Origin of the sequence: Archangium sp. Cb G35 (assembly GCF_001896145.1) — a bacterium.
GTDB classification, from domain to species: domain Bacteria; phylum Myxococcota; class Myxococcia; order Myxococcales; family Myxococcaceae; genus Archangium; species Archangium violaceum.
On sequence record NZ_MPOI01000001.1, the window covers coordinates 1172884 to 1192143 of the forward strand.

Annotated in this window: 27 protein-coding genes; 18 read left to right on the plus strand and 9 right to left on the minus strand. The window is 70.7% G+C overall.

What is annotated here, in order from left to right; translation table 11 throughout:
- The first annotated feature begins 415 nt into the window (after window positions 1-415).
- From BO221_RS04875 to BO221_RS04885, 3 genes are read left to right on the plus strand one after another with little or no spacing between them, the layout of a single operon-like run.
- The gene (locus BO221_RS04875) at window positions 416-766 is read left to right on the plus strand and encodes a hypothetical protein (RefSeq protein ID WP_143195258.1); all 351 of its coding nucleotides are present in this window, start codon (window positions 416-418) and stop codon (window positions 764-766) included.
- On the plus strand, window positions 763-1182 hold the full coding sequence (locus tag BO221_RS04880) for a hypothetical protein (protein ID WP_073559091.1): 420 nt from the start codon (window positions 763-765) through the stop codon (window positions 1180-1182). The genes BO221_RS04875 and BO221_RS04880 overlap by 4 nt, the downstream gene beginning before the upstream one ends.
- Entirely contained in the window at window positions 1179-1397 is a 219-nt protein-coding gene (locus tag BO221_RS04885) for a hypothetical protein (RefSeq protein ID WP_073559092.1), read from the plus strand. Before BO221_RS04880 ends, BO221_RS04885 begins: the two co-directional genes overlap by 4 nt.
- A 316-nt stretch (window positions 1398-1713) precedes the next feature.
- Here the strand turns inward: BO221_RS04885 and BO221_RS04895 are convergent, their stop codons facing one another.
- Together BO221_RS04895 and BO221_RS53440 are read right to left on the minus strand one after the other, a co-directional pair.
- Window positions 1714-2391, minus strand: coding sequence for a recombinase family protein (locus BO221_RS04895; RefSeq protein ID WP_083680742.1), 678 nt, complete (start codon window positions 2389-2391; stop codon window positions 1714-1716).
- Complete coding sequence (locus tag BO221_RS53440; protein WP_233165667.1) at window positions 2388-2648, minus strand: helix-turn-helix domain-containing protein; 261 nt, start codon at window positions 2646-2648, stop codon at window positions 2388-2390. Before BO221_RS53440 ends, BO221_RS04895 begins: the two co-directional genes overlap by 4 nt.
- Window positions 2649-2970: 322 nt before the next feature.
- Between BO221_RS53440 and BO221_RS54755 the strand changes: the two genes are divergently transcribed.
- The 15 genes from BO221_RS54755 to BO221_RS04970 all read left to right on the plus strand — a co-directional run bounded on the left by BO221_RS54755 (window position 2971) and on the right by BO221_RS04970 (window position 12294).
- Window positions 2971-3252 (plus strand): hypothetical protein, encoded by a 282-nt coding sequence (locus BO221_RS54755; protein WP_073559095.1) that lies wholly within the window; start codon window positions 2971-2973, stop codon window positions 3250-3252.
- Window positions 3253-3288: 36 nt separating this feature from the next.
- Window positions 3289-3900, plus strand: a complete 612-nt coding sequence (locus BO221_RS54760) for a hypothetical protein (RefSeq protein WP_073559096.1) — start codon at window positions 3289-3291, stop codon at window positions 3898-3900.
- Between the two features lie 2 nt (window positions 3901-3902).
- Complete coding sequence (locus tag BO221_RS04910) at window positions 3903-4526, plus strand: hypothetical protein (RefSeq protein ID WP_073559097.1); 624 nt, start codon at window positions 3903-3905, stop codon at window positions 4524-4526.
- Between the two features lie 210 nt (window positions 4527-4736).
- On the plus strand, window positions 4737-6083 hold the full coding sequence (locus tag BO221_RS04915; RefSeq protein WP_073559098.1) for a hypothetical protein: 1347 nt from the start codon (window positions 4737-4739) through the stop codon (window positions 6081-6083).
- A 117-nt stretch (window positions 6084-6200) separates the two neighbouring features.
- Entirely contained in the window at window positions 6201-6926 is a 726-nt protein-coding gene (locus BO221_RS04920; RefSeq protein WP_143195260.1) for a hypothetical protein, read from the plus strand.
- A complete protein-coding gene (locus BO221_RS04925) occupies window positions 6923-7222 on the plus strand; it encodes a hypothetical protein (RefSeq protein ID WP_073559100.1) in 300 nt (99 codons plus the stop codon). Before BO221_RS04920 ends, BO221_RS04925 begins: the two co-directional genes overlap by 4 nt.
- Window positions 7223-7253: 31 nt before the next feature.
- The gene (locus BO221_RS04930; RefSeq protein WP_073559101.1) at window positions 7254-7931 is read left to right on the plus strand and encodes a hypothetical protein; all 678 of its coding nucleotides are present in this window, start codon (window positions 7254-7256) and stop codon (window positions 7929-7931) included.
- A 3-nt stretch (window positions 7932-7934) separates the two neighbouring features.
- Entirely contained in the window at window positions 7935-8396 is a 462-nt protein-coding gene (locus BO221_RS57020) for a hypothetical protein (RefSeq protein WP_073559102.1), read from the plus strand.
- A gap of 11 nt (window positions 8397-8407) precedes the next feature.
- Window positions 8408-8608, plus strand: a complete 201-nt coding sequence (locus tag BO221_RS04940) for a hypothetical protein (RefSeq protein WP_073559103.1) — start codon at window positions 8408-8410, stop codon at window positions 8606-8608.
- A complete protein-coding gene (locus BO221_RS04945; RefSeq protein WP_233165669.1) occupies window positions 8605-9210 on the plus strand; it encodes a glycoside hydrolase family 19 protein in 606 nt (201 codons plus the stop codon). Before BO221_RS04940 ends, BO221_RS04945 begins: the two co-directional genes overlap by 4 nt.
- Window positions 9207-9623 carry a hypothetical protein gene (locus tag BO221_RS04950; RefSeq protein ID WP_073559104.1) on the plus strand — a complete coding sequence of 139 codons (417 nt, stop codon included), beginning with the start codon at window positions 9207-9209 and terminating at the stop codon, window positions 9621-9623. Before BO221_RS04945 ends, BO221_RS04950 begins: the two co-directional genes overlap by 4 nt.
- A gap of 24 nt (window positions 9624-9647) precedes the next feature.
- A complete protein-coding gene (locus BO221_RS04955; RefSeq protein ID WP_073559105.1) occupies window positions 9648-9869 on the plus strand; it encodes a hypothetical protein in 222 nt (73 codons plus the stop codon).
- Window positions 9870-9896: 27 nt separating this feature from the next.
- Window positions 9897-10679: a hypothetical protein gene (locus BO221_RS04960; protein WP_073559106.1), complete on the plus strand. Its 783-nt coding sequence runs from the start codon at window positions 9897-9899 to the stop codon at window positions 10677-10679.
- A 62-nt stretch (window positions 10680-10741) separates the two neighbouring features.
- Window positions 10742-10924 (plus strand): hypothetical protein, encoded by a 183-nt coding sequence (locus tag BO221_RS04965; RefSeq protein WP_073559107.1) that lies wholly within the window; start codon window positions 10742-10744, stop codon window positions 10922-10924.
- A 248-nt stretch (window positions 10925-11172) separates the two neighbouring features.
- Window positions 11173-12294: a site-specific integrase gene (locus tag BO221_RS04970; protein WP_073559108.1), complete on the plus strand. Its 1122-nt coding sequence runs from the start codon at window positions 11173-11175 to the stop codon at window positions 12292-12294.
- Window positions 12295-12419: 125 nt separating this feature from the next.
- Here BO221_RS04970 and BO221_RS04975 read toward each other — a convergent pair whose 3' ends face one another.
- The 7 genes from BO221_RS04975 to BO221_RS05005 all read right to left on the minus strand — a co-directional run bounded on the left by BO221_RS04975 (window position 12420) and on the right by BO221_RS05005 (window position 19258).
- Window positions 12420-13814, minus strand: coding sequence for a S41 family peptidase (locus BO221_RS04975; RefSeq protein WP_073559476.1), 1395 nt, complete (start codon window positions 13812-13814; stop codon window positions 12420-12422).
- 39 nt (window positions 13815-13853) lie between these two features.
- A complete protein-coding gene (locus BO221_RS04980; protein ID WP_369864296.1) occupies window positions 13854-14705 on the minus strand; it encodes an alpha/beta fold hydrolase in 852 nt (283 codons plus the stop codon).
- A 113-nt stretch (window positions 14706-14818) separates the two neighbouring features.
- Complete coding sequence (locus BO221_RS04985) at window positions 14819-15844, minus strand: oxidoreductase (protein WP_073559110.1); 1026 nt, start codon at window positions 15842-15844, stop codon at window positions 14819-14821.
- Window positions 15841-17010 carry a murein hydrolase activator EnvC gene (locus tag BO221_RS04990; RefSeq protein ID WP_083680743.1) on the minus strand — a complete coding sequence of 390 codons (1170 nt, stop codon included), beginning with the start codon at window positions 17008-17010 and terminating at the stop codon, window positions 15841-15843. The genes BO221_RS04985 and BO221_RS04990 overlap by 4 nt, the downstream gene beginning before the upstream one ends.
- On the minus strand, window positions 17007-17909 hold the full coding sequence (locus tag BO221_RS04995) for an ABC transporter permease (protein WP_073559112.1): 903 nt from the start codon (window positions 17907-17909) through the stop codon (window positions 17007-17009). Before BO221_RS04995 ends, BO221_RS04990 begins: the two co-directional genes overlap by 4 nt.
- Window positions 17906-18601, minus strand: coding sequence for a cell division ATP-binding protein FtsE (gene ftsE, locus BO221_RS05000; protein ID WP_043390621.1), 696 nt, complete (start codon window positions 18599-18601; stop codon window positions 17906-17908). Before ftsE ends, BO221_RS04995 begins: the two co-directional genes overlap by 4 nt.
- Before the next feature lie 186 nt (window positions 18602-18787).
- Window positions 18788-19258 carry an NUDIX hydrolase gene (locus BO221_RS05005; RefSeq protein WP_073559113.1) on the minus strand — a complete coding sequence of 157 codons (471 nt, stop codon included), beginning with the start codon at window positions 19256-19258 and terminating at the stop codon, window positions 18788-18790.
- Window positions 19259-19260: the final 2 nt, after the last annotated feature.

A 19260-nucleotide genomic window follows, 5' to 3' on the forward strand; every position in this document is an offset into this window, starting at 1 on the left:
TGGCAAGGGGTTGGACGTCACCAACCCCTCTCCCTCCAAGCAATACGGGGAGAGGGACAGGGCCCGCCAGGACGTGCAGGGGAGGAAGCCCGCGTCCGGCGTGACGGGTGCCGCGTGCGACGTGTGCGGACGCAAGCACACGCCGTTCTGCTGCTCGGTGTGCCGCCGTCCTGCGCATGAGCACCGGCCGTTCTGCCCGACCAGCAACGTGCCGCGTGCGGACGTGTCACCGCCGAGCCGGAGCGAAGCGGAGGCGAGGCCCCCGGCCACTGGCACAGCGGAGGGGTGCCAGACGGGCGCTGTTGTCTTGGGGCATGTTGCGTGTGGGCGGTGCCACGGCGAGGGGCGGCGCTGGCTGCGGGCGGTGAATAGGGGTCTCAGACGGGCCGCGCTGCCTGTGGGAGACAAGGCGTGGGTGCGGCGGGCGTTGGCGCTGCTGCTGCGTGAGTTGCGCGGCCGGGCCCGCGCCAATCTGTCGACGGCGGTGGACCTGGGCGAGCAGGTGGCACGCCTGGTCCGCGAGCGCGACGACGCGCTGATGCAGGCCAGCGCCGCCGCCGAGCGGGAGCATGCAGCGGCCGAACGCGCCGAGCGGGTCTCCGCGCGGATGGAGGAAGAGGACGGACTGTGCGAGCGGCTGGAAGGGCGCGTCCGGGAGTTGGAGGCGGAGCGCAGCGGGCTCTACCAGAAACTGGAGAAGTGCTACGGCGAGCTCGCCGCGTTGCGCGAGCTCGGCCGCGTGGTGGCGCCGGAGGATGAGCGATGACGCGCGGGCGGAAGCGGGCGAGGCCCGCCACGAGCTCGCGCACGGTGGAAGTGAAGCAGCCCACGCTGCCGGACACGCGACTGCCGCTCCGGCACACCCTCAACGGCTACCGCATGCACCACGTGGACTTCACCGGCGCCGAGCGACTCTCGGTGCGCACGTGGAGCAAGGGCAGCGCCCGCGGCGAGGGCCCCCAGCAGCGGCGGGACGGCGTGGCGGTGGCGGCTGCTGCCCTGTGGGTGCCGTGCGAGCGGTGCCCGTCGCTCCGGCCGAAGGACGCGGCCGGGCGGCACGGGGCCATGCCGACGCGCGCCGCCGTGGAGGGCTGGCCCCGGTGTGCGCACGGTGTGCCGTACTGGGAGGACTGCGTGGGCGAGCCCGTGCCGCCGCCGTGCTGCCTGGAGGGCGCGTCATGAGAGGCCAGCTCGACCTCTTCTTCCACGCGGTGCATCCCGAGCCGGTGAAGGTGGCGCGCGTGGCGCTGGTGGCCTGTGGAAAGACGAAGCGGGACACCCCGGTCCCGGCGGCGGACCGGTACATGTACTCAACCCCGCTGGCGGGCCAGGGCATCGGAGAGCAGCTCGCGTGGCTCAAGGAGGCGCTGGCGGAGATGGACGAGGGCCAGTCATGACCGCCCAGCTCGAGCTGTTCCCGGCCGACGTGGAGGTGGTGGCGACCAGGGCCATGCAGCGAGGCGAGACGCACGTGGTTCAGTGCTCGTGGTGCGGTCTGTTGGTGTGCGCGGCGCGAGCCGTAGAGCTCCGGCCCTGCCCGGCGTGCGACAAATGGGGCGGGTGGTGGGTGCAGACGCTGCCTGTGGGCCCGTTCCTCGAGGCGGGGCACGCGAAGAGCTGCGCGTCGCGAGGAGTTGGGGCGCCGGAGTGCGATTGCACAAGGGGTGCGGCAAAAGGGACCCCTTCTGCCGCACCCTCGGGCGAGGGGTAGGTTCAGAGGGACGCGGCGGTAGACCCTTTTGCCGCACCTGGGGCCTGGAGAGGGGGTGAGCCCTCCTCTCCGGGCCCTTCGACGTTCTGGGGGGCCGCCAGGGCGTCCAGGCGCCGCCTTATGGCCCGGACGCTGACGCCGGTGTCCCGGGAGGCCTGCCGGAGGCTGGCGCCGCCCTGGACGAGCTCCACGGCCCCGGCCAGTTGCGTCCGCGACAGGCGGGGGCGGCCGATGGGGCGGCCCGTCTTCGTGCCCTTCTCTTTTGCCCGGCGCATGCCCGCCCGGGTGCGCTCGCGGAGGTTGGCCACCTCCATCTCGGCGCAGAAGCCCAGCACGTGCACAACCAGGTCGCGCAGGTTGGCGGGCAGGTCCGTCCAACTCTCGCGGATGCTCACCACCCGCGCGCCCCACCTGTCGAAGTCCTCGAACATGCGCAGGAGCGTCTTCACGCGGCGGGTGAGTCTGTCGAGCGCCACCACGGCCACGGCCTGCACCCTGCCCTTGCGGCAGTCCTCCAGGAGCTTCTGCAGTTGGGGGCGCCGGTCATCACGGCCGCTCCAGGTTTCCTCGTACCAGACGGGCTCCCAGTCGCGGGCCCGGGCCAGTTGCTCGAGCGGCGCCCGCTGGTTCTCCACCGTCTGCTCGTCGGTGGAGACGCGCAGGTAGCACGCCACCCTCATGCCGCGGCGCCAGTCTCTGCGACGTAGAGGGGGAAGCCGTCGCTGCCGAGGCGCACGCGCCACGTGCTGCCCAGCTTGCGGCACACCACGAGGCCCTGGTCGCAGTGGCGGTACATGGTGGCGAGGCTCAGTCCGCCCCTGTCCGCCGCGTCCTTCACGGTCGTCCAGTTGCGCGGAGGTGGGGGTAGTTCGCCGGCCGCGGCGGGACGCTGCGGCGTCCGTCGCGAGCCAGGCATGCGGGGAACGCGGGGGCTCATACCGACAGTCTACGGCCTCGCGGCCACAGGTGAGAAAGGTGAGAACCCGTGGGAGGCCCAAGGAAGGGAGCGGCGGCCGGTGCGAACGCGCCCAGGTCCAATACCGGCCGGGGTTTGAGACACCTGTTCACGTTGATGGCGGCGGTGGAGCGCGGGCCCACCACGTGACTGACAGCCATTCGTGCGTGCGGCGCTGCCCACCTGTGTCGGCTCCCTCGGGACCGAGCACGAACCAACATGGCCAGAGCGGGGACGAGAGCCTGTCCGCCGCCGCCGTCAACACCCTTTCTGGGCCACGGGCCCGCGACACGGAGAGCAATGCATGGGCGAGACGGCGCGCGAGCGGAGTGAGCGGTTGAAGAGGGAGGCGGCGGGCGGAGTGCTGGAGCGGCACGTCGCGCAGGCCGTCATGCTGTCCACGCCCAAGGCCGGGCTGACGCTCGAGCAGGTGCAGCACGCGCGCCGGAAGGCGGCCCTGGCCGAGCGGCTGGCGGGTCTCGGCGTGCCGGTGGTGGTCGAGGAGTTGCCGGACGCGGACGCTGAGTTGGGGGAGCTCGAGCAGTTCGCCGCGACCGAGGAGCAGAAGGCCATCTTCGCCAAGTAGCCCACGTCACCACGCCGCCGCCCGAGGGCAACCGTCATGGACGCTGAGACGATGAACGACACGCCGCCCGCGAACGGAGCGGCGGCCGAGCAGCAGGCGCCTACTGGCGGGAAGCGCGAGCGCAAGCCGCCCAGCGCCGAGGCCGCGAAGCTGGCGGCCGACAAGAAGCGGCTCAAGCGGCAGCTGGAGAAGCTGCTTGCCAGCAACGACCCGGACGCGCTGGCGACGGCGGCTGCGAAGCTCGCCGGTGAGGAGGGGTCCGCGCCGAGCCAGGCCGCGCCCGCCGCGCTGGAGAAGACGGAGGCGGCCGCCCCGGCGCCCACGGCCGAGGAGACGGCCGCCATGGTGCCGGTGGCTCAGTCCGTGGTGGCCATGCTGGCCGCGCCGCTGGCCGGGACGCGTTACGACCCCATGCGGCCCAAGCCCAACCCACTGGGGGGCGAGGACATCGTTCCGGCCAAGGCGCTGACGGAGGCGTTGGCGCCGGTGCTGGCCAAGTACCTCCCGGCCGCCATCACCACGCCGGAGGGCCAGCTGGCCATGGTGACGCTCATGTGGCTGGGGCCGCCCACGCTCGAGCTGGTGATGGAGAAGGTGGGCGAGGACGACAAGCCCAGCGCGGAAGGCGCTGGCACGCGGGCGGCCTGACCATGATGCAGGCCCACGAGTGCCACGCGTACGTGGGCAAGCGCGGTAGCCGCAAGTCCACGCGCAACAAGGAGAACCTGGGCAGGTGCCTGAAGGCCGGGCAGCGCGTCATCGCGTTTGACCCTCACAACGAGTACGCCCAGGACGGCCACGCCACGGACGAGGTGCTGCTCGGGCCGCTGCCCAGTTCGCGGGAGCTGTGGGCGGTGCTGGCGGACCCGAGCGAACTGCTGGAGGGAGACACGTCGTTCGCGGTGGTGCCGGACAGCCTCGAAGAGGAGGACCTTGCGCGGGGATTCGATGAGCTGGCGCGGCTCGCGTACGAGGCGGGAGACCTCGTGTTCAGCGCGGACGAGCTGGTGCTCTACTTCATGAGCGCCAGAGTCCAGAAGCGGCTCAACTTCCTGGCCACGCAGGGGAGGCACAAGAAGCTGCCGCTGGCGCTGGCAGCTCAGCGGATGGTGCACGTGCCGTACACCACGCGCACACAGTTGACGCTGGTGGACACGGGCAAGCAGGACGACCCGGACGACGTGGCGGCCATCGCCAAGCGGTGCGGCAAGGACTTTGCGGAGAAGGTGCCCAAGCTCAAGCGCGGCGAGCGCCTGGTCTGGCAGGACGAGTGACGGCTGCGGCCGCGCTCTCAACACGCCGGGGGGACCGGCAGGAGAAGGCAGACATGATGAAGACGGCGGGGGTTGTTGCGGCCAGCGCGGTGGCGTCGCTGGTGCTGCTGGTGGTGGTGAAGAAGTTCGCCCCGGCGAGCGTGAAGGCGCTCCTGTAGTCGGCGAGCGCGGCAAGGACAGACGCGGCCGACGCGAAAGGGAAACACAGTCATGAAGAAGCTCTCGACGCTCACGCTCACGGGACAGGGCACGCAGGCGCTGCTGGAAAAGGGCAAACTCGTCATCGAGAAGGGCCGCATCATGCAGGCCATTCGCTGCCTGATGACGGTCAGCATCGCCAATGCCTCCGGCACCTCGCGGGCCCTCTCGGACACGGAGAAGCAGACGTTCCTGGACGGCTATTCGCTGAAGCTGTCCTACGGCCGCAACGGCCGCCGGAAGCCGCTGAACATGGTGACCTTCACCCGCGTGCAGAAGATTGCCCGCTTCCTGCTGGGCAGCGAGTGGGAGGGGTACGCCAACAGCGTGTACGGGTTGGGCAAGACGCTCACCAACAGCGCCACCACGACGGTGCAGTTCTACGTCACCATCCCCACGGGCCGCCTGTGGCAGCTCGGTGTGCTGCGGCGTCTCTTCGGCGTGGGGCGGACGCAGGCCAAGACGATGCAGCTCGAGGTGTTCCGCAAGACGGATGCGCTGCCGAGCGGCTTCACCGTGTCGGGCAACGTCACGCTGGACATCATCCCCGACGACTACAGCAAGAAGGGGCCCGAGCAGTGGACGTACCTGCCCGAGTGGCATGAGCTGGACGAGACGGACCGCAAGGCCCGTCTGCCGCCCGGGTGCGTGCTGCTGGCGGTGGAGCGCTCCACGCCGCTCGCCAGTACGACGCTGACGGATATCGCGGTCCGCATCGGGCAGGAGGAGCAGTACACCAATATGTCCGCGGTGGACGCGTACACCCAGTTCCTCGACCTGCCCAACGTCCCGGCGGAAGCGGACATCAGCGACCGCGAGACGGTGCTGTACCAGGTGACGAGCGACATGCAGCTGCGTGACTGGCTGTCGGGTGTCTTCGAGGTGGAGCAAATCACCAAGACGCTCGGCACCACGCGGCTGGCGGGCCTCATCTGCCCGGTCCCGGAGGACCAGGAGATTCGGGAGGACGTGCAGGATGCCGCCGGGAAGAACGGGCGCAACAAGACACTGAAGGCCATCAACGCGGCCACCGTCTACAGCCTGGAGGACGGGCAACTCCCCCACTCCCTCTATCCGTACATGCCCATGGTGCTGGTGGACACGGATGACAAGGAGTTCCAGCGCTACCCGGGCATGGTGAGCGAGGACGGCAGGCAGGCGGAGCCCTTCGTGCCGGACAGCGTGCTCGGTGCGGCCCGAGGCGCGTACGCCGCGTTCTACGCCAACCGCGAGGAGAAGAACGCGGCGGACGTGGTGAAGCAGCTCGCCCTGGCGGTGCCCGGGTGCGTGCAGGACGTCTACGGCCTGTCGCGCGCCGGCTCGCTGGTGCTGACGGCCGTGGGTCGGCTGGTGGCCTGAAGCGAAGTCCGCATGAGGTGACACATGGCGCTGTTGTTGGTGGGTGCGGCCGGGCTGGCCGCTGCTGGGGTGTACGCGGCGACCAGGGGTAAAGGGGAGGCGGCGACCGGCGTGCCGGTGAGCACGCTCCCCACGTCGGAGCGGCCCGCGAGCGGTGCGGCGGCGCCAGTGGTGGTGCCACCGGCCAATGCGGGTACGCCCCCGCCGCAACCGCCCTCGGGCAGTGGCGGCGGGGAGCTGGTGGCCAAGGTGGCGGAGAAAGCGTTGGACGTCGTGTTCGGTACGGCGGCGTCCACCGTGAAGCTCGGCATTCAGGCGGCGGACCTTCAGCGGCAGTTCGTCACTAGCATTGCCGGAGAGGGCGCGGGCAACGCGGCCGTGCTCAACCCCATGTTGACGGTGGGCCTCACGGTGAAGACGGCCGCCGAGAAGCTGGGTGCGGAGCTCGGCATCCCGGCCGACATCAACCGGCGCCTGGCGCAGACGGCGGGCGTGGCCATCGGGGCGCCTGCGCTGCTGCCCCTCAAGGCCACGGCGGAAGTGGTGTCGCTCGGCATTCGCGCGGTGGCGGGTGTGGAGGCGGAGCGGGCGATACGCGACGTAGTGAAGGTGTTCGACATCACGGACAGCAAGAACGCCATACACGCGCCGGTGGCGGCCGTGGCCAATGGCGTCACCTTCGTGGCGAATGCACTCCAAGGGGTGTTTGCGCCGCCGCCGACGCCAGCGGCCAAGGTGGGCACGCCGTTGCAGGGCGACATGACGAAGTGGGTGGCCGAGCCGAAGGTGGTCGCGCCGGTCAGGAAGCCCGCGAAGCTCAGGGCTGACGAGGAGCTCAGATGAATACGACGGCAGTGGTGGCGGGGGTTGTGGTGCTCGCGGGCGCGGCGGCGGCGGCGGTGTGGTGGATGAAGCGGGGAGCGGCGGCGGGCGCGGGTACGCCAGCGCTGCCGCCCGCCCCGGCGCCGGTGGTGGCGCACGCGGCGCCCGCGCCGGTGGCGCCCGCGCCGGTCAACGTCGTGCAGCAGGTGGTGGGTGGCATTCAGGGCGCGGTGAGCACGGTCACCAACGTGGTGGGCGGCATCCAGAACGCCATCAGCAGCATCGGAAACATCTTCAAGGGCTTCAAGCTGTTCTGAGCGTCGCGGCAGCACGCAAGAGGGGGAGGCAATGCAGACCGTGGAGATGACGGCGGACGCGGCGGGCAATGTGAATGTCTCGGCGAGTCGAGGGATGCTCGTGGAACCGCTCGCGGACGGGGCGGTGTACCCGGTGGTGGTGCGGCGCGACAACGCGGCGGCGAGCGACCAGGTGGTGATGCAGGAGCGGGCGCTCTACTGGGCGGACGCGCTGGCCATCCAGGTTCGCGAGTGTGAGCCCGGCAGTAGGTGGCTGGTGACTACGTTCGAGCCCGGGCCCGAGGGAGTGGGGCTGGCGGACGCGCCCACGCGCGGGGTGTTGCTGCGCCGTGTGGACTTCGACGCGCTGGCCGAGGGGGAAAACTGGGCGGGCGAGTTGCTGGACGTCTCGCGATGGGCGGCCGTCACCGTGCGCGCCCATCTGCCGGGCGTGGCCGATGCCACCGGCGTCGACGTGCACCTCTTCGTGGACTGCGACCACATCAACGCCCTGGCGGCGGACAGTCTGCGAGCCGGGACGGAGGACATGGCGGAGGTGCCCGGCACTGCGATGGTGCAGCTCGGCGACGGCCTGGCGGAGGTGACGGCCACGCGGCGCACGGCGCGCTCGGGGCGGCCGGGAACGGTGCGCGCTCGCTTCCAGGTGGTGGGTGGGCCGCCCACGCTGAACGCCGGACCGGCGCGCATCGAGCTGTGGGGGTTTCGGTAGGCCATGGCGGCGAGCGCGCAGGAGGTGGCGGCCGTCGACAAGGCCATTCGCGAGGTGCGCGCCCAGTACGCCCGGGCCAAGGTGAAGGTGGAGGCGAATACGAGTGGCTGGTTTCAGCCGCCCGAGGCCGCGTCCATCAAGAAGGCCTTCGCGGACGTGGGGGTGTTGCTGGAGAGGTGGGCCAGCACGTACCGCACGTGGGCCGTCAACGGCCGGCGGGATGACGGCACGGCGTACGACGTCCAGCGCTTCCTGGACTTCGGCCGCAAGGACGTGGCGGACGCGGTGGAGAGGATTGCCGGTGAGGCGTACGACCGGAGTCTCTTCGCGGCGGTGAAGGCGGCGGCCGTCGAGACGGCAACCCAGGTGAATCCGCTCAACTGGCCGCCGGGGTTGAAGCTGGCGGTGGGGGCGGGCGTGGCGGTGCTGCTGGTGGTGGCCGTGGTCGCGGTGGCCCGGCGCTGACGAGGTGACGCATGGACGTGCAAGACGCGGTGACGGCGGCGGCGGCATTCGTGGGCGGCTACCTCGGGCAGCGGCACGCCACCGGCGAGCTGGCCGAGGACGTGAAGCACCTCAAGGCGCGGGTGGCGGCGCTGGAGACGCGCAGTCGGCGGTTGTGGGCGGTGGTGGCGGACCTCGGCCGCCGCGTCCGGCGGGTGGAGGCGGGCCGGTGAGCCGCGGGGCGTGGTTGGCGCTGGTGGCGGCCGTGGTGTTGGCAGTCGGCGTGGCCGTGGCCAGCGGTGGCGGACTGCTGACGCTCGAGCAGTTGCGTGCCATCATGCCGCGCCTCGCGCAGGCCCGGGCGGAGGAGTTGCTGTCGCACCTCGTGGCGGCCATGGCGGAGGCTGGCATCACCACGCCCCGGCGCAAGGCGGCCTTTCTGGCGCAGCTCGCCCACGAGTCGGCGGAGTTCCGCTACTTCGAGGAACTGGCCAGCGGAGACGCGTACGAGGGGCGCCGGGACTTGGGCAACACGCAGCCAGGTGACGGCCGCCGGTACAAGGGGCGCGGCCCCATCCAGCTGACGGGCCGCAACAACTACCGCGACGCGGGCAGGGCGCTGGGGGTGGACCTGGAGGGGAAGCCGGAGCTGGCGGCCACGCCTGCGGTCGGCTTCCGGACGGCGGCGTGGTTCTGGCGGACGCGGGAACTCAACGAGCTGGCGGACGCGGGCAACTTCGACGCCATCACCAAGCGCATCAACGGCGGGTACAACGGCAAGGCGGACCGGGACGCGTACCACGTGCGCGCTCAGGCCGCGCTGGGGGCGGCATGAAGACGGGGCAGGTGGCGGCCGTGCTCGCGGCCGCGCTGGCGGCGGGGCTGGCGGTGTACCTCTACCGGCGCTGGAGCCAGGAGCGCGAGACTGAGGCGCCGTCGCTGGTGGAGCGTCTGGAGAAGGTGGCCACGCCCGGTCAGGTGGCCGCCGCAATGACGAAGCTCCAGGCGAACGTGGCGGCCAATGCTTCGGCCGCTGTCCCGGCCCCGCGCCCGCCGCTGCCCGGCGCGGCCGGACAGACACCAGGGACGGCGGCGAGCGCGGCGGCGCCGAAGCTGCCCGCCATGGTGGTGAAGGCGATGGCGGAGCCGACGGCGGCGGCGGCGGGTTCGGCAGCGGCGAAGCTGAAGCCCGGCGTGGTGAGCCGGAGTCCCATGGGCACTGTCGCGGCCCCGCTCGCGACGATGTGACGCAGCACCAACGGAGGGCAGCACATGGACAAGCCCGAAGCGCAGCAGCAGCAGGAGCGGCCGACGCTGACGTTCGACTTCAACGGCAACGGCGTGCCGGACTACAAGGAGCCGTGGTTCTGGAGCGGCGCGTGGGAGGGCTTCTCGTGGCTGGTGAAGACGTTCGCCAAGCCGCACACGCTGGCGTACCGCGCCGTCGTGGAGGCCGAGAAGTACCGCGCGGCCGCGCTGGCCGGGCAGCACTGACGGCGGGCCGTGGTACGGTGGCCGGCCATGAATCCGCGCAACCGTGTTGGGCCGTACACCGTGAAGAAGGGCTACCGGGGCCTCGGTGAAGGCTCCGGCCGCGTGTATGAGGCGGTGCACGCGGAGACGGGCACGCCAGCGGTGGTGGTGGCGCCCGGGCCGCAGGAGGACTGGATGCCGGACGCGGAGTGGACGGTGCGCGCCACGGCGGCCACCAACCCGCCCCACCTCGTGCTGGAGGTGGAACGCGCGCCGGACGGGGCGGAGCTGCCGGAGCTGACGCTCATGCTGCACCGCCTGGCTGGCGCGGCCAGCAGGTTGGAGGGGCGGCCCGACGCGGCCGCGCACCTCGCCAGCGGCCCCAGTCACCCAGAAGGCCCGGCCGCTCGCCGCCGTCCGTGTCGCCGCCGCGTCCGGTGGCTGCTTATGTCCGGCACGCTGGCGGCCGTGGTCGCCGTCCTGCTGTGGCCGTCCCCGCTGCCGCCCCCGCCCCCGCAGGAGCCGTTCACGCTGGTGGACGCCGCGCCGGTGTTGCTCGAGGCCGTGCCCGAACTCCTAGATGAGGGCGTGATGACGGACGGTGCCGAGATGGGAGAGGCCGCTGTCATCGGGCGCGGCGTGCCGCCCAAGCCCTTCAAGAACCAGAAGGTGCCGCCGTGCGACCCCACGATTGAGGTGGAGCGGAGCGGTGGATGCTGGATGCCGCACGCCGCGAAGCCGCCGTGTCCGGACAAGCTGTACGAGAGCGGCGGGCAGTGTCTGACGCCTGTGCTCGCCGCGCCGCGCGTGCCATCCAGCATCCTGCGGTAGCGGCCGCAATACCACCTGCGTGGGATGGCGGACCCGGTGGCCGCCGTGCCTACGGTGGCCGCATGGCGGACGGCCGGGACAGGCAACAGGTGGCGGTGGTGGTGGCGGCGGCGCTGGTCACGCTGAAGGGCCCCCGGGCCCGGGCGGAGGCGCTGTTGGCGGCCCTCGAGCGGCTGTCCGCCGAGGACGGCGGGGCCACGGTCCGGCAACTCGAGCAGGTGCTCCAGAAGGTGCTGAAGGGCTGACGCCCGACCAGCCACCGGCTTGACACCGGCCAGAGGCCAGGGGCAGGCTGTCCCGAAAGTAGATGATGGCGCGCCCGAGGCCCTGGCAGGCGGACGGCGTGCGCGCGTTCCCGGTGTTCTGAGCACTGGGGGCGTGCTAACACGGCTGTGGGCGCGAAATGGTGGATGCCAGTCCACCGGCGTGTCCTGGAGGGCCCTCCCTGCGTGCTCAGAACACGTGGGGTAGGGCCCTCCGCTTTTGGTGGCCCATGCAGCAGGCAGCGAGCTTCCAGGGCGGACTCTTCGCGGAACCCAGTTTCCGCGAGCTCTCCGAGTGGTACGACGAAATCCATCTCAAGACGAAGGCGGCCAACACCCGCGACTCCGGGCGCAGCTACATCCGCCAGGCGCTGGCGTGGCTGGATGCGCGGGGCATCACCCACCCCGGCCCGGGCGAGTGGCAGCAGTACCTGCTGTGGCGCCAGGACCCGGCGTGCCCGGAGCGGGTTACGGACCTGACGGCGGAGACGCACCGGAAGAACCTCCAGCGCGTCTACCTGAAGTGTCGCAACACGCCCAAGAAGGGCTGGCTGATGATTGCCAACCCCCTCGACCTCGCGCAGGTGCCGCGTCAGGCGTCCACGGCGCGCCAGCGGCCGCGCAGCATGTCCGAGCCCTACGTGACGTACCCGCTGTTGCAGGCGGCGATGCCGGACCCGCTGGCGAGGGCGTTCATCTCCACGTTGCGCTGGCACGGCCTTCGGCTCCAGGAGGCCCTGGGCATTCCGCTGCCGGGCAGCGAGCTGGATAGGGGACTCAAGTACCTCAACCTGGAGGCGGGCACGCTCACCGTGGAGAAGCAGCGCGGCGACGACACCACGAAGTGGAGCGACCTGAAGACGGAGTTCAGCCGCGCCACCATCCGACTGGCGCCCGAGCCCGTGCAGTTGCTGCGCGAGGCGCTGCGCTGGCGCCAGCAGCAGGCCCTCAACCCCACCGTGGACTGGCGGCGCTCGCAGGGCGTGTGCGCGCAGAACTTCGTCTTCCCGTACTACCGCCACCAGCTCCAGGGGCTCATGGGGCTGCACCGCGAGGTGGCGCCGCACGACTTCCCCACGTGGGTGCGCGGCGTGGACGGCGCCGACACGTGGCACGTGTACCGCCACACCTTCGCCACGGAGATGTACCGGGCGGGCATTCAGGGGGAGCGGCTACGCACGCTGTTGCGGCACAAGGACCAGCGCACCATGGACGCCTACCTGAAGGCGCTGATGGTGGAGGTGGTGGAGGGAGACGACTTGGAGGACGCCTGGAAGGTGCAGGCGGAAAAGCAGGCTCAGGCCCTTGCCGAGCGCAGCGGCAGGGGCCTGAGTGTGGTGAGGACGAAGTGAGCGGTAGGACAACCACCTTCTCCTCTCCCCACGGCTGTTTTCGGGAGAGGGACAAGGAGACTCAAATGCCCAGAAACACTAAGAAAGCACCTACTCCCTCTCCCGAGGGGAGAGGGGAAGTGGGGTCAGGGGACCTCGGTGCTCGCCTTCTCGGTGCTCGTCTTCTCGGTGCTCGCCTTTTCGGTGCTCGCCTTCGTAGGGCGGGCGGCGCCGTTGGCCACGCTGTTCAGGTAGTTCAGCGACATCTTCAGCTGGTAGTCCGTTACCTTCGCCGACACGTCCCAGTCCCGCACACTCTCGGGCAGGTTCTTCGGCTTCGCCACCATGTCGGACTCGTTCGACACCACCGGCTCCGCCTTGAAGTGCCGATCCAGGTCCTTCTCCCGCGGCTGGTCCTTCGAGCCCTTCCCGCCCTGGGTCTCCGGGATCAGGTAGTCCGGCGTGATGCCCTTCTCCTGGATGCTCCGCCCCTTCGGCGTGTAGTAGCGCGCGATGGTCAGCTTCAGCCCCGAGCCGTCCTCCAGCTCGATGACCGTCTGAACACTCCCCTTCCCGAAGGTCTGCGTGCCGAGAATCGTCGCGCGTCCGTGGTCCTGCAGGGCCCCCGCGACGATCTCCGACGCTGAGGCGCTCCCCGCGTTCACCAGCACCACCAGCGGGTAGTCCGGCTCCGTGTCCCGGTCCTTGCTCAACTCCTCGTTCGCGCGGCCTCCCTTGCGCCCCCGCGTGCTCACGATGGGCAGGTTCCCCGGCAGCCACAGGTCGCTCACCGCCACCGCCTGGTCCAACAACCCACCCGGATTGTTCCGCAGGTCCAGCACAGCCCCTCGCAGCGGCTTGCCCCCGTTCTGCTCCCGCAGCCGGTCCAGCTCCTTGCGCAGGTACAGCGCCGTGCGGTCCTGGAAGTTCTTCACCTTCAGGTGCGCGATGCCTCCGTACAGCGCTCCCTCCACCGAGATGATGCGGATGTGGTCCCGGATGATGGCCAGCTCGCGCGGCGCGTTGAAACCCTCGCGCATCAGGGTCAACAGCACCCGCTTGCCCGCCGGGCCCCGCATGCGCTGGAGCACCTCCGGCACGCCCATCCCCTGGATGTTCTCACCGTCGATCGCGATGAGCTCGTCCCCGGCCCGGATGCCCGCTCGCGCCGCTGGCGTGTCGTCGATGGGCGCCACCACCACGATGCGGTCACCCTTGCGCGCCACCTCGATGCCCAACCCTCCGAACTCGCCGGAGGTGTCGATCTTCATCTCCTTGAAGACCTCGGGCGGCATGAAGACGGTGTGCGGATCCAACGTCTCCAGCATTCCCTGGATGGCGCCGTACATCATCCGCTTCTCATCCACCGGCTCCACGTAGTTGTTCTCCACGTAGGAGAGCACCCGGGCGAACACCTCGAGCTGCTCGTACGTGGCGGTATTGGGAGGAGTGGAGGGCGCACGCCCATCCGCCCGCGCCGCGGGAGCCAGGAGCAACAGGCCCGCGGCGAGTGCCGCGCGCCAGGAGTGCAGGGAACGCATGAGCCCCGAGTCTAGCACCCGGCCCGCGCCCCGGCCCTCCTACAGCCCCGTGGCGTCCGCGAACTGCACCAACTCCGACAGCAGCTCGTTCGGCCGCTCGACCTGCGGGACGTGGCCAAACTCCTCCACCACCCTCACCCGCGAGTGAGCCGGCAGGTGCGAGCGGAAGAAGTCCAGGCTCTGCCGGGGCAGCAATTTCTCACTCCCACCCCACACGAGCAGCACCGGCATGGCGAGCGACTGGAGCACCTCGGGCTTGAGGTACTCGCGCGTGGCCAGCGCGTCCGCGCTCAGCGCCTTCACCGCCGGGGTCGAGTAGATGCCGCGCACCATGTCGGCCAGCGCCATCATCAACATGGGCGGACGGTGGAAGAGGCGCCTGGTGAGCGCGCGACACTGCTCGGCCGTGCGCACATCCATGGCCTGGAGCACCTCCACGAAGAACTCGTGCCCCACGTCCGCGCCCGCGGGTGCCACCAGCCCCAGGGCCTTCACCAGCTCGGGATGCTCGGCCGCCAGCTGAACGGACAGGGCACCGCCCAGCGAGTTGCCCACCACGAAGGACGGGCCTCCCACCACCTTCCGGCAGAACTCCACCAACATGTTGTACTGGCCCCGCACGCACGTGGGCCCGAGGCAGTACTCCGGTGAGAAACCGTGTCCCGGCAGGTCCACCGCCAGCACCCGCTCGAAGCGCCGGGCCAGCCCGAAGAAGATGCGCGCGAAGCCGTTGGCCGTCCCGCCCAGCCCGTGCACCAGCAGCACCGGCGGCCCCTTGCCCTTCCCCTTCAGCTCGTAGTGGTGCAGCCGCTGCCCGGCCACGTCCACCATGCTCGACCGCACGCCGCGCGCCACCAACATGCGCCGGGTGACTTCCTGGAGTCCTGACATGAGATCCACAGCCGGAAGCTAACCCCCTTCATGCCGCACCGCATCATCTTCGTGCCGCATCCTTCCACGAGTGGACGCCTGGAAGCCGGGTCCCCGGCCCGGAATGCGGGAAATCAGCCAGGGAGCGGGATGCGCCGGCCCTCGCGCGCGCTGCGCTCCGCCGCCTCGATGACCCGGATGACCTGGGCCGCGCTCTCCGCCGTCACCGGCACCGGGCCCTCTCCCGCGATGGCCACGGCCAGCTGGCGGTAGAACGCCTCATAGCGGCCCGGGAGGCCCGGCACGATTCCGCCGCGACTCAGCCGGCCGGAGCGCTCCGAAGGCTCGATGCCCCAACCCGCCATGCCCGGCCGGAGCCCCGCCCCGAGCTGCTCCTCCTGCGGATCCAACCCGTATTTGCTCCAGGCATCGGCCTCGCCCTGCAACACGAAGCGTGGCCACGGCTCGTGCACCACCGAGCCCGAGTGCAACAGCACGCGCAGCTCGCCATAGCGCAGCAGCAGGTGGAACCAGTCCGTGGCCCTCGCGCCGGTGCGCTGCCGGCCGAGGTCCGCGGTGACTGACTCGGGCATGCCGAACAACTGCAGGGCCTGATCAATCAGGTGCGAGCCGAGATCCCACAGCGTGCCACCACCGGGAACATCGTCCTCCTTCCAGCGCGCCTTCACCTGCGGCCGGAAGCGATCGAAGTGGCTCTCGAAGCTGAACAACCGGCCGAGCCGTCCCTGCTCCAGCAGTTGGCGCACGGTGAGGAAGTCCCCGTCCCAGCGCCGGTTGTGGAAGACGGTCAGACACCGGCCGCGCTCGCGGGCCAGTGCGTCCAACCGCAGGGCCTCGGCCGAGTCGAGGGTGAAGGGCTTCTCCACGACCACGTGCTTGCCGGCCAGGAGCGCCCGCTCCGCCAGCGCCGCGTGCGAGTCGTTGGGCGTGGCGATGATGACCAGCTCCAGCGACGGGTCCGCGAGCAGCTCGTCCTGGGAGAGCACGCGCGCACCCGGCCAGTCACGAGCGGCCTCGCTGGCCTTGCGGGTCGCGACCGCCGCCAGGGTGAAGGCGGGCTCCGCGGCGAGCAACGGCGCATGGAAGCGCGCACCGGACAGGCCGTACCCAATCAATCCCGTACGGATGGGAGCGGTCATCGTGCCAACCAGGGGGCAGGATCCACCGCCTGCCCGGCGCGGCGGATCTCGAAATACAGGTAGGCGCCCTTGAGTGAGCCAGTGTCACCGACCTCGCCCACCACGTCACCGGCGGCGACCTGGGCACCCACCTCCTGGGCCACGGAGGCCAGGTGCGCCACCAGCGTGTGGTAGCCGCCACCATGGTCGAGGATGAGCAGGTTGCCGTAGCCGCGCATCCATCCCGCGTAGGCCACGGTGCCCTCGGCCACCGCCTTCACCGGCGAGCCCGCGGGCGCGCGGATGTCCACGCCCTTCTGCACGGTGACGGTGTTGAAGCGCGGGTTCACCACCTTGCCGAAGCCCACCTCGATGAGTCCCGGCGCGGGGAAGGGCAGCTTGCCCTTGAGGGCGCCGAAGCCGGACGAGGCCGGACCCTCGTTGAGGTCCTGGATGACGCGGCTGAGGTCCTCATCCGCCTGCTCCAGCTCGCGCACCATGCGCCGCGCCAGCTCCGCCTCGCCCTTGATGGCGCCCACAATCTCCTCGAGCGCCCCCTGCTGTGCCCTCGCCAGCGCCGCCTGCTCGCGAAGGAAGCCCAGGCGTACGTCCAGAGAACCCTGCAACCGGCGCAGCTCGGCCGCCGACTGGCGCCGCAACCGGGCCACCCGCTGAACCGTGCGCAGCAGCCGCAGATCTTCCTCGAGCGTCGCCCGCAGCGCGCGCGAGCGCCACACCATGGCGGAGAAGTCCTTCGCGCTCAGCAGCACCTCCAGGGGCCGGCGGCGCATCAGCCGGTACATGCCCCACAGCCGGGGAGAGAGCCGGCGCATCTGCCCGCGCAGCATTTCCTGCGTCAGGGCGTCCTCCTGCTCGGCCACGGCGAGCCGCTTGCGGAAGACGGACAGGTCGCGCTCCAGCGCCTTCACGCGCTGCGAGCTGGTGGCCGCGCGCTGCTCCACCATCTCCAGCACCTCCAGCGCGGACACCTTGCGGGACTCGATGAGCGCGAGCGCCGCCCGCTGCGTGGCGAGCTTCTCGCGCACGGCCTCCCGCTCGGACGCCTCGTCCAATGCGGCGGGAGGCTCCGCCGCGCCCTGCTGGGCGGACTCAGCGGGAGCCGCGTCCTCCTGAGCGAGGGCGGCACCACCCCACAGCAGCAGTGCGAGGAGGACGAGCCGGCTCATACGCGCAGGAAGCGCCCCACCGCGATGAAGCTGCCACCGAGCCCCAGCCCACAGCCCGCGGCCAGCAGTTCGAGGGCGATGCGCGGCTCCAGCAGCGGCACCATGCCGCCGGGACCCACGAGGAAGGAGAAGAGCGAGGCCAGGCCGGGCCCCGCGAGCCGCTCGAAGGCGAGCAGTCCCGCCAGGGCCACGCCGGCCCCGAGCAGACCCTGGAGGAAGCCCTCGATGAGGAAGGGCGCCTTGACGAAGCGGTCCGTCGCGCCGACCAGCTTCTGGATTTCAATCTCGCTGCGGCGCGCGTAGATGGCGAGCTGAAGCGTCGCGGACACGATGACCACGGTGGCGAGCAGCACCACGGCGAAGGCCACCCACCCGCCATAGCGCAGCGCCTTGGAGATGGCCGAGAGCCGCTCCACGGCCTCCTCGCCGTAGTCCACGCCGGTGACGCCGGGCATGGCGCGCAGTTGCTGTGCGAGCGCCTTGAGAGCGCCCGGGGTGCGCCTCTCCTGAGGGACCTCCAGCTCCAGCGAGGGCGGCAGCGGATTCTCCGGCAACTGGGCCAACGCCTCACCGAGATCGCCCAGCTCGGTCGCGAGACGCTCGAGTGCGGCCCGAGGGGGAACCAGATTGGCGCGGCCACCACTGAGGGACACCATGCGCTCGCGCAGCACGGCGGCGCCTTCTTCGTCGAGCTCGGGGGACAGGTACACCGTCACCTGGACCTCGCCGCCGAGCGAGCCGATGAGGGCCTCGACCATGCGGCCGGCGGCCTGCGCGAGACCAGCGGAGAAGATGGCGATGGCGATGGTGGTGACCGCGACGAAGTGGATGAAGGGTGCATGCCGGAGGCCCGAGGCCGCCGAGCGCCAGAAGTAGGCCGTCTTCGCGAAGACGCTCATCCCGCGGCCATCCGCCGGGCGGCCTTGACGCCGTCCTCGTCCGACACGATGAAGCCGTTCTCCAGGCGAAGGGTGCGTTTCTGGTAGCGGGTGATGAGGCTGTGATCGTGGGTGGCGACCATGACCGTGGTGCCACGCGCGTTGACGTCCATCAGGAGGTCCATGATCTCCAGGGTGAGCGCCGGGTCCAGGTTGCCGGTGGGCTCGTCGGCCAGGAGGATGGTGGGGTCATTGACGAGCGCCCGGGCGATGACCACGCGCTGCTGCTCACCACCGGAGAGCTTGAGGGGCATGGAGCTGGCCTTGTGCTGCAGGCCCACGAGCTTGAGCATGCGCTGCACGCGCTCACGAGCCACGGCGCGGGGCACGCCGAGGACATCCAGGGCGAAGGCGACGTTGTCCTCGACGGTGCGGTGGGGGAGGAGCTTGAAGTCCTGGAAGACGACCCCGATGTTGCGCCGCAGGTAGGGGATGGCCGACTCGCGGATGCGGGCGATGTTGCGGCCGCCCACGAGGATCTGACCCTTGGTGGCCTTCTCCCCGCAGAAGATGAGCTTCATGAGGGTCGTCTTTCCGGCGCCCGAGGGCCCGGTGAGGAAGACGAACTCACCCTTCTGCACGTGAAGGTTGATGTCCGAGAGGACGGGCGGATCGCCTGGATACGCCTTGTAGACGTGGAACATCTGGATCATCGGCGGGACCGATTATGGCCTCGTGGCGGCCACCTCGCCACGTTGCGGACGTGGCTTCCCGCTGGACCCGGAGTGTGCCCTCCCCCCGTGTGCTCCCTGGCTGCCTGCTCGCCATGCGACTTGCCGCGGAGGAAAAGACCGCCGCCGGTCTGGCCCTCCAGAGCCCGGCTCGACCAAGGCTTGGGGCTAGACTGTTTCGTCGGGCAGGAGCGTGAGCAGCAACTCGTCGTCGGGCCCGAGCGGACGCCAACCGGGCGGCGGTGGCGAGGCAAGGAGTGCATCACCGATCCGCCTTACGCGCTCCTTATGGGGCTCTGGGGTGAAGGTCCCCCAACGGGCGAGTGCGACGGCAACCTTGAGGCGGTTTGCGTCATCCAACACAGTCGGCCAGCCGTTGCGGAGTGCTTCGGCCAGCTCGCGCACGAGTTGGCCGCGTATCAGGCGCGTGACCCGGCGGCTTCGCTCGGCCTCGGCCACCAACCCGCTGAATACCTGCACGCCCGCGATATCGTCCGGTCCAAGCTCCTTGGCCAGCGCCACCAGCGAGGCGGTGGGGCGCGCCTCGGCGAAGGCGGTGAGCGAGTCGTAGCCTCGCTCGCGGACCCGCTCGTACAGGCGCACCTTCCAGTGACCCTCCCAGGAGCGTCCATCGGTCATCG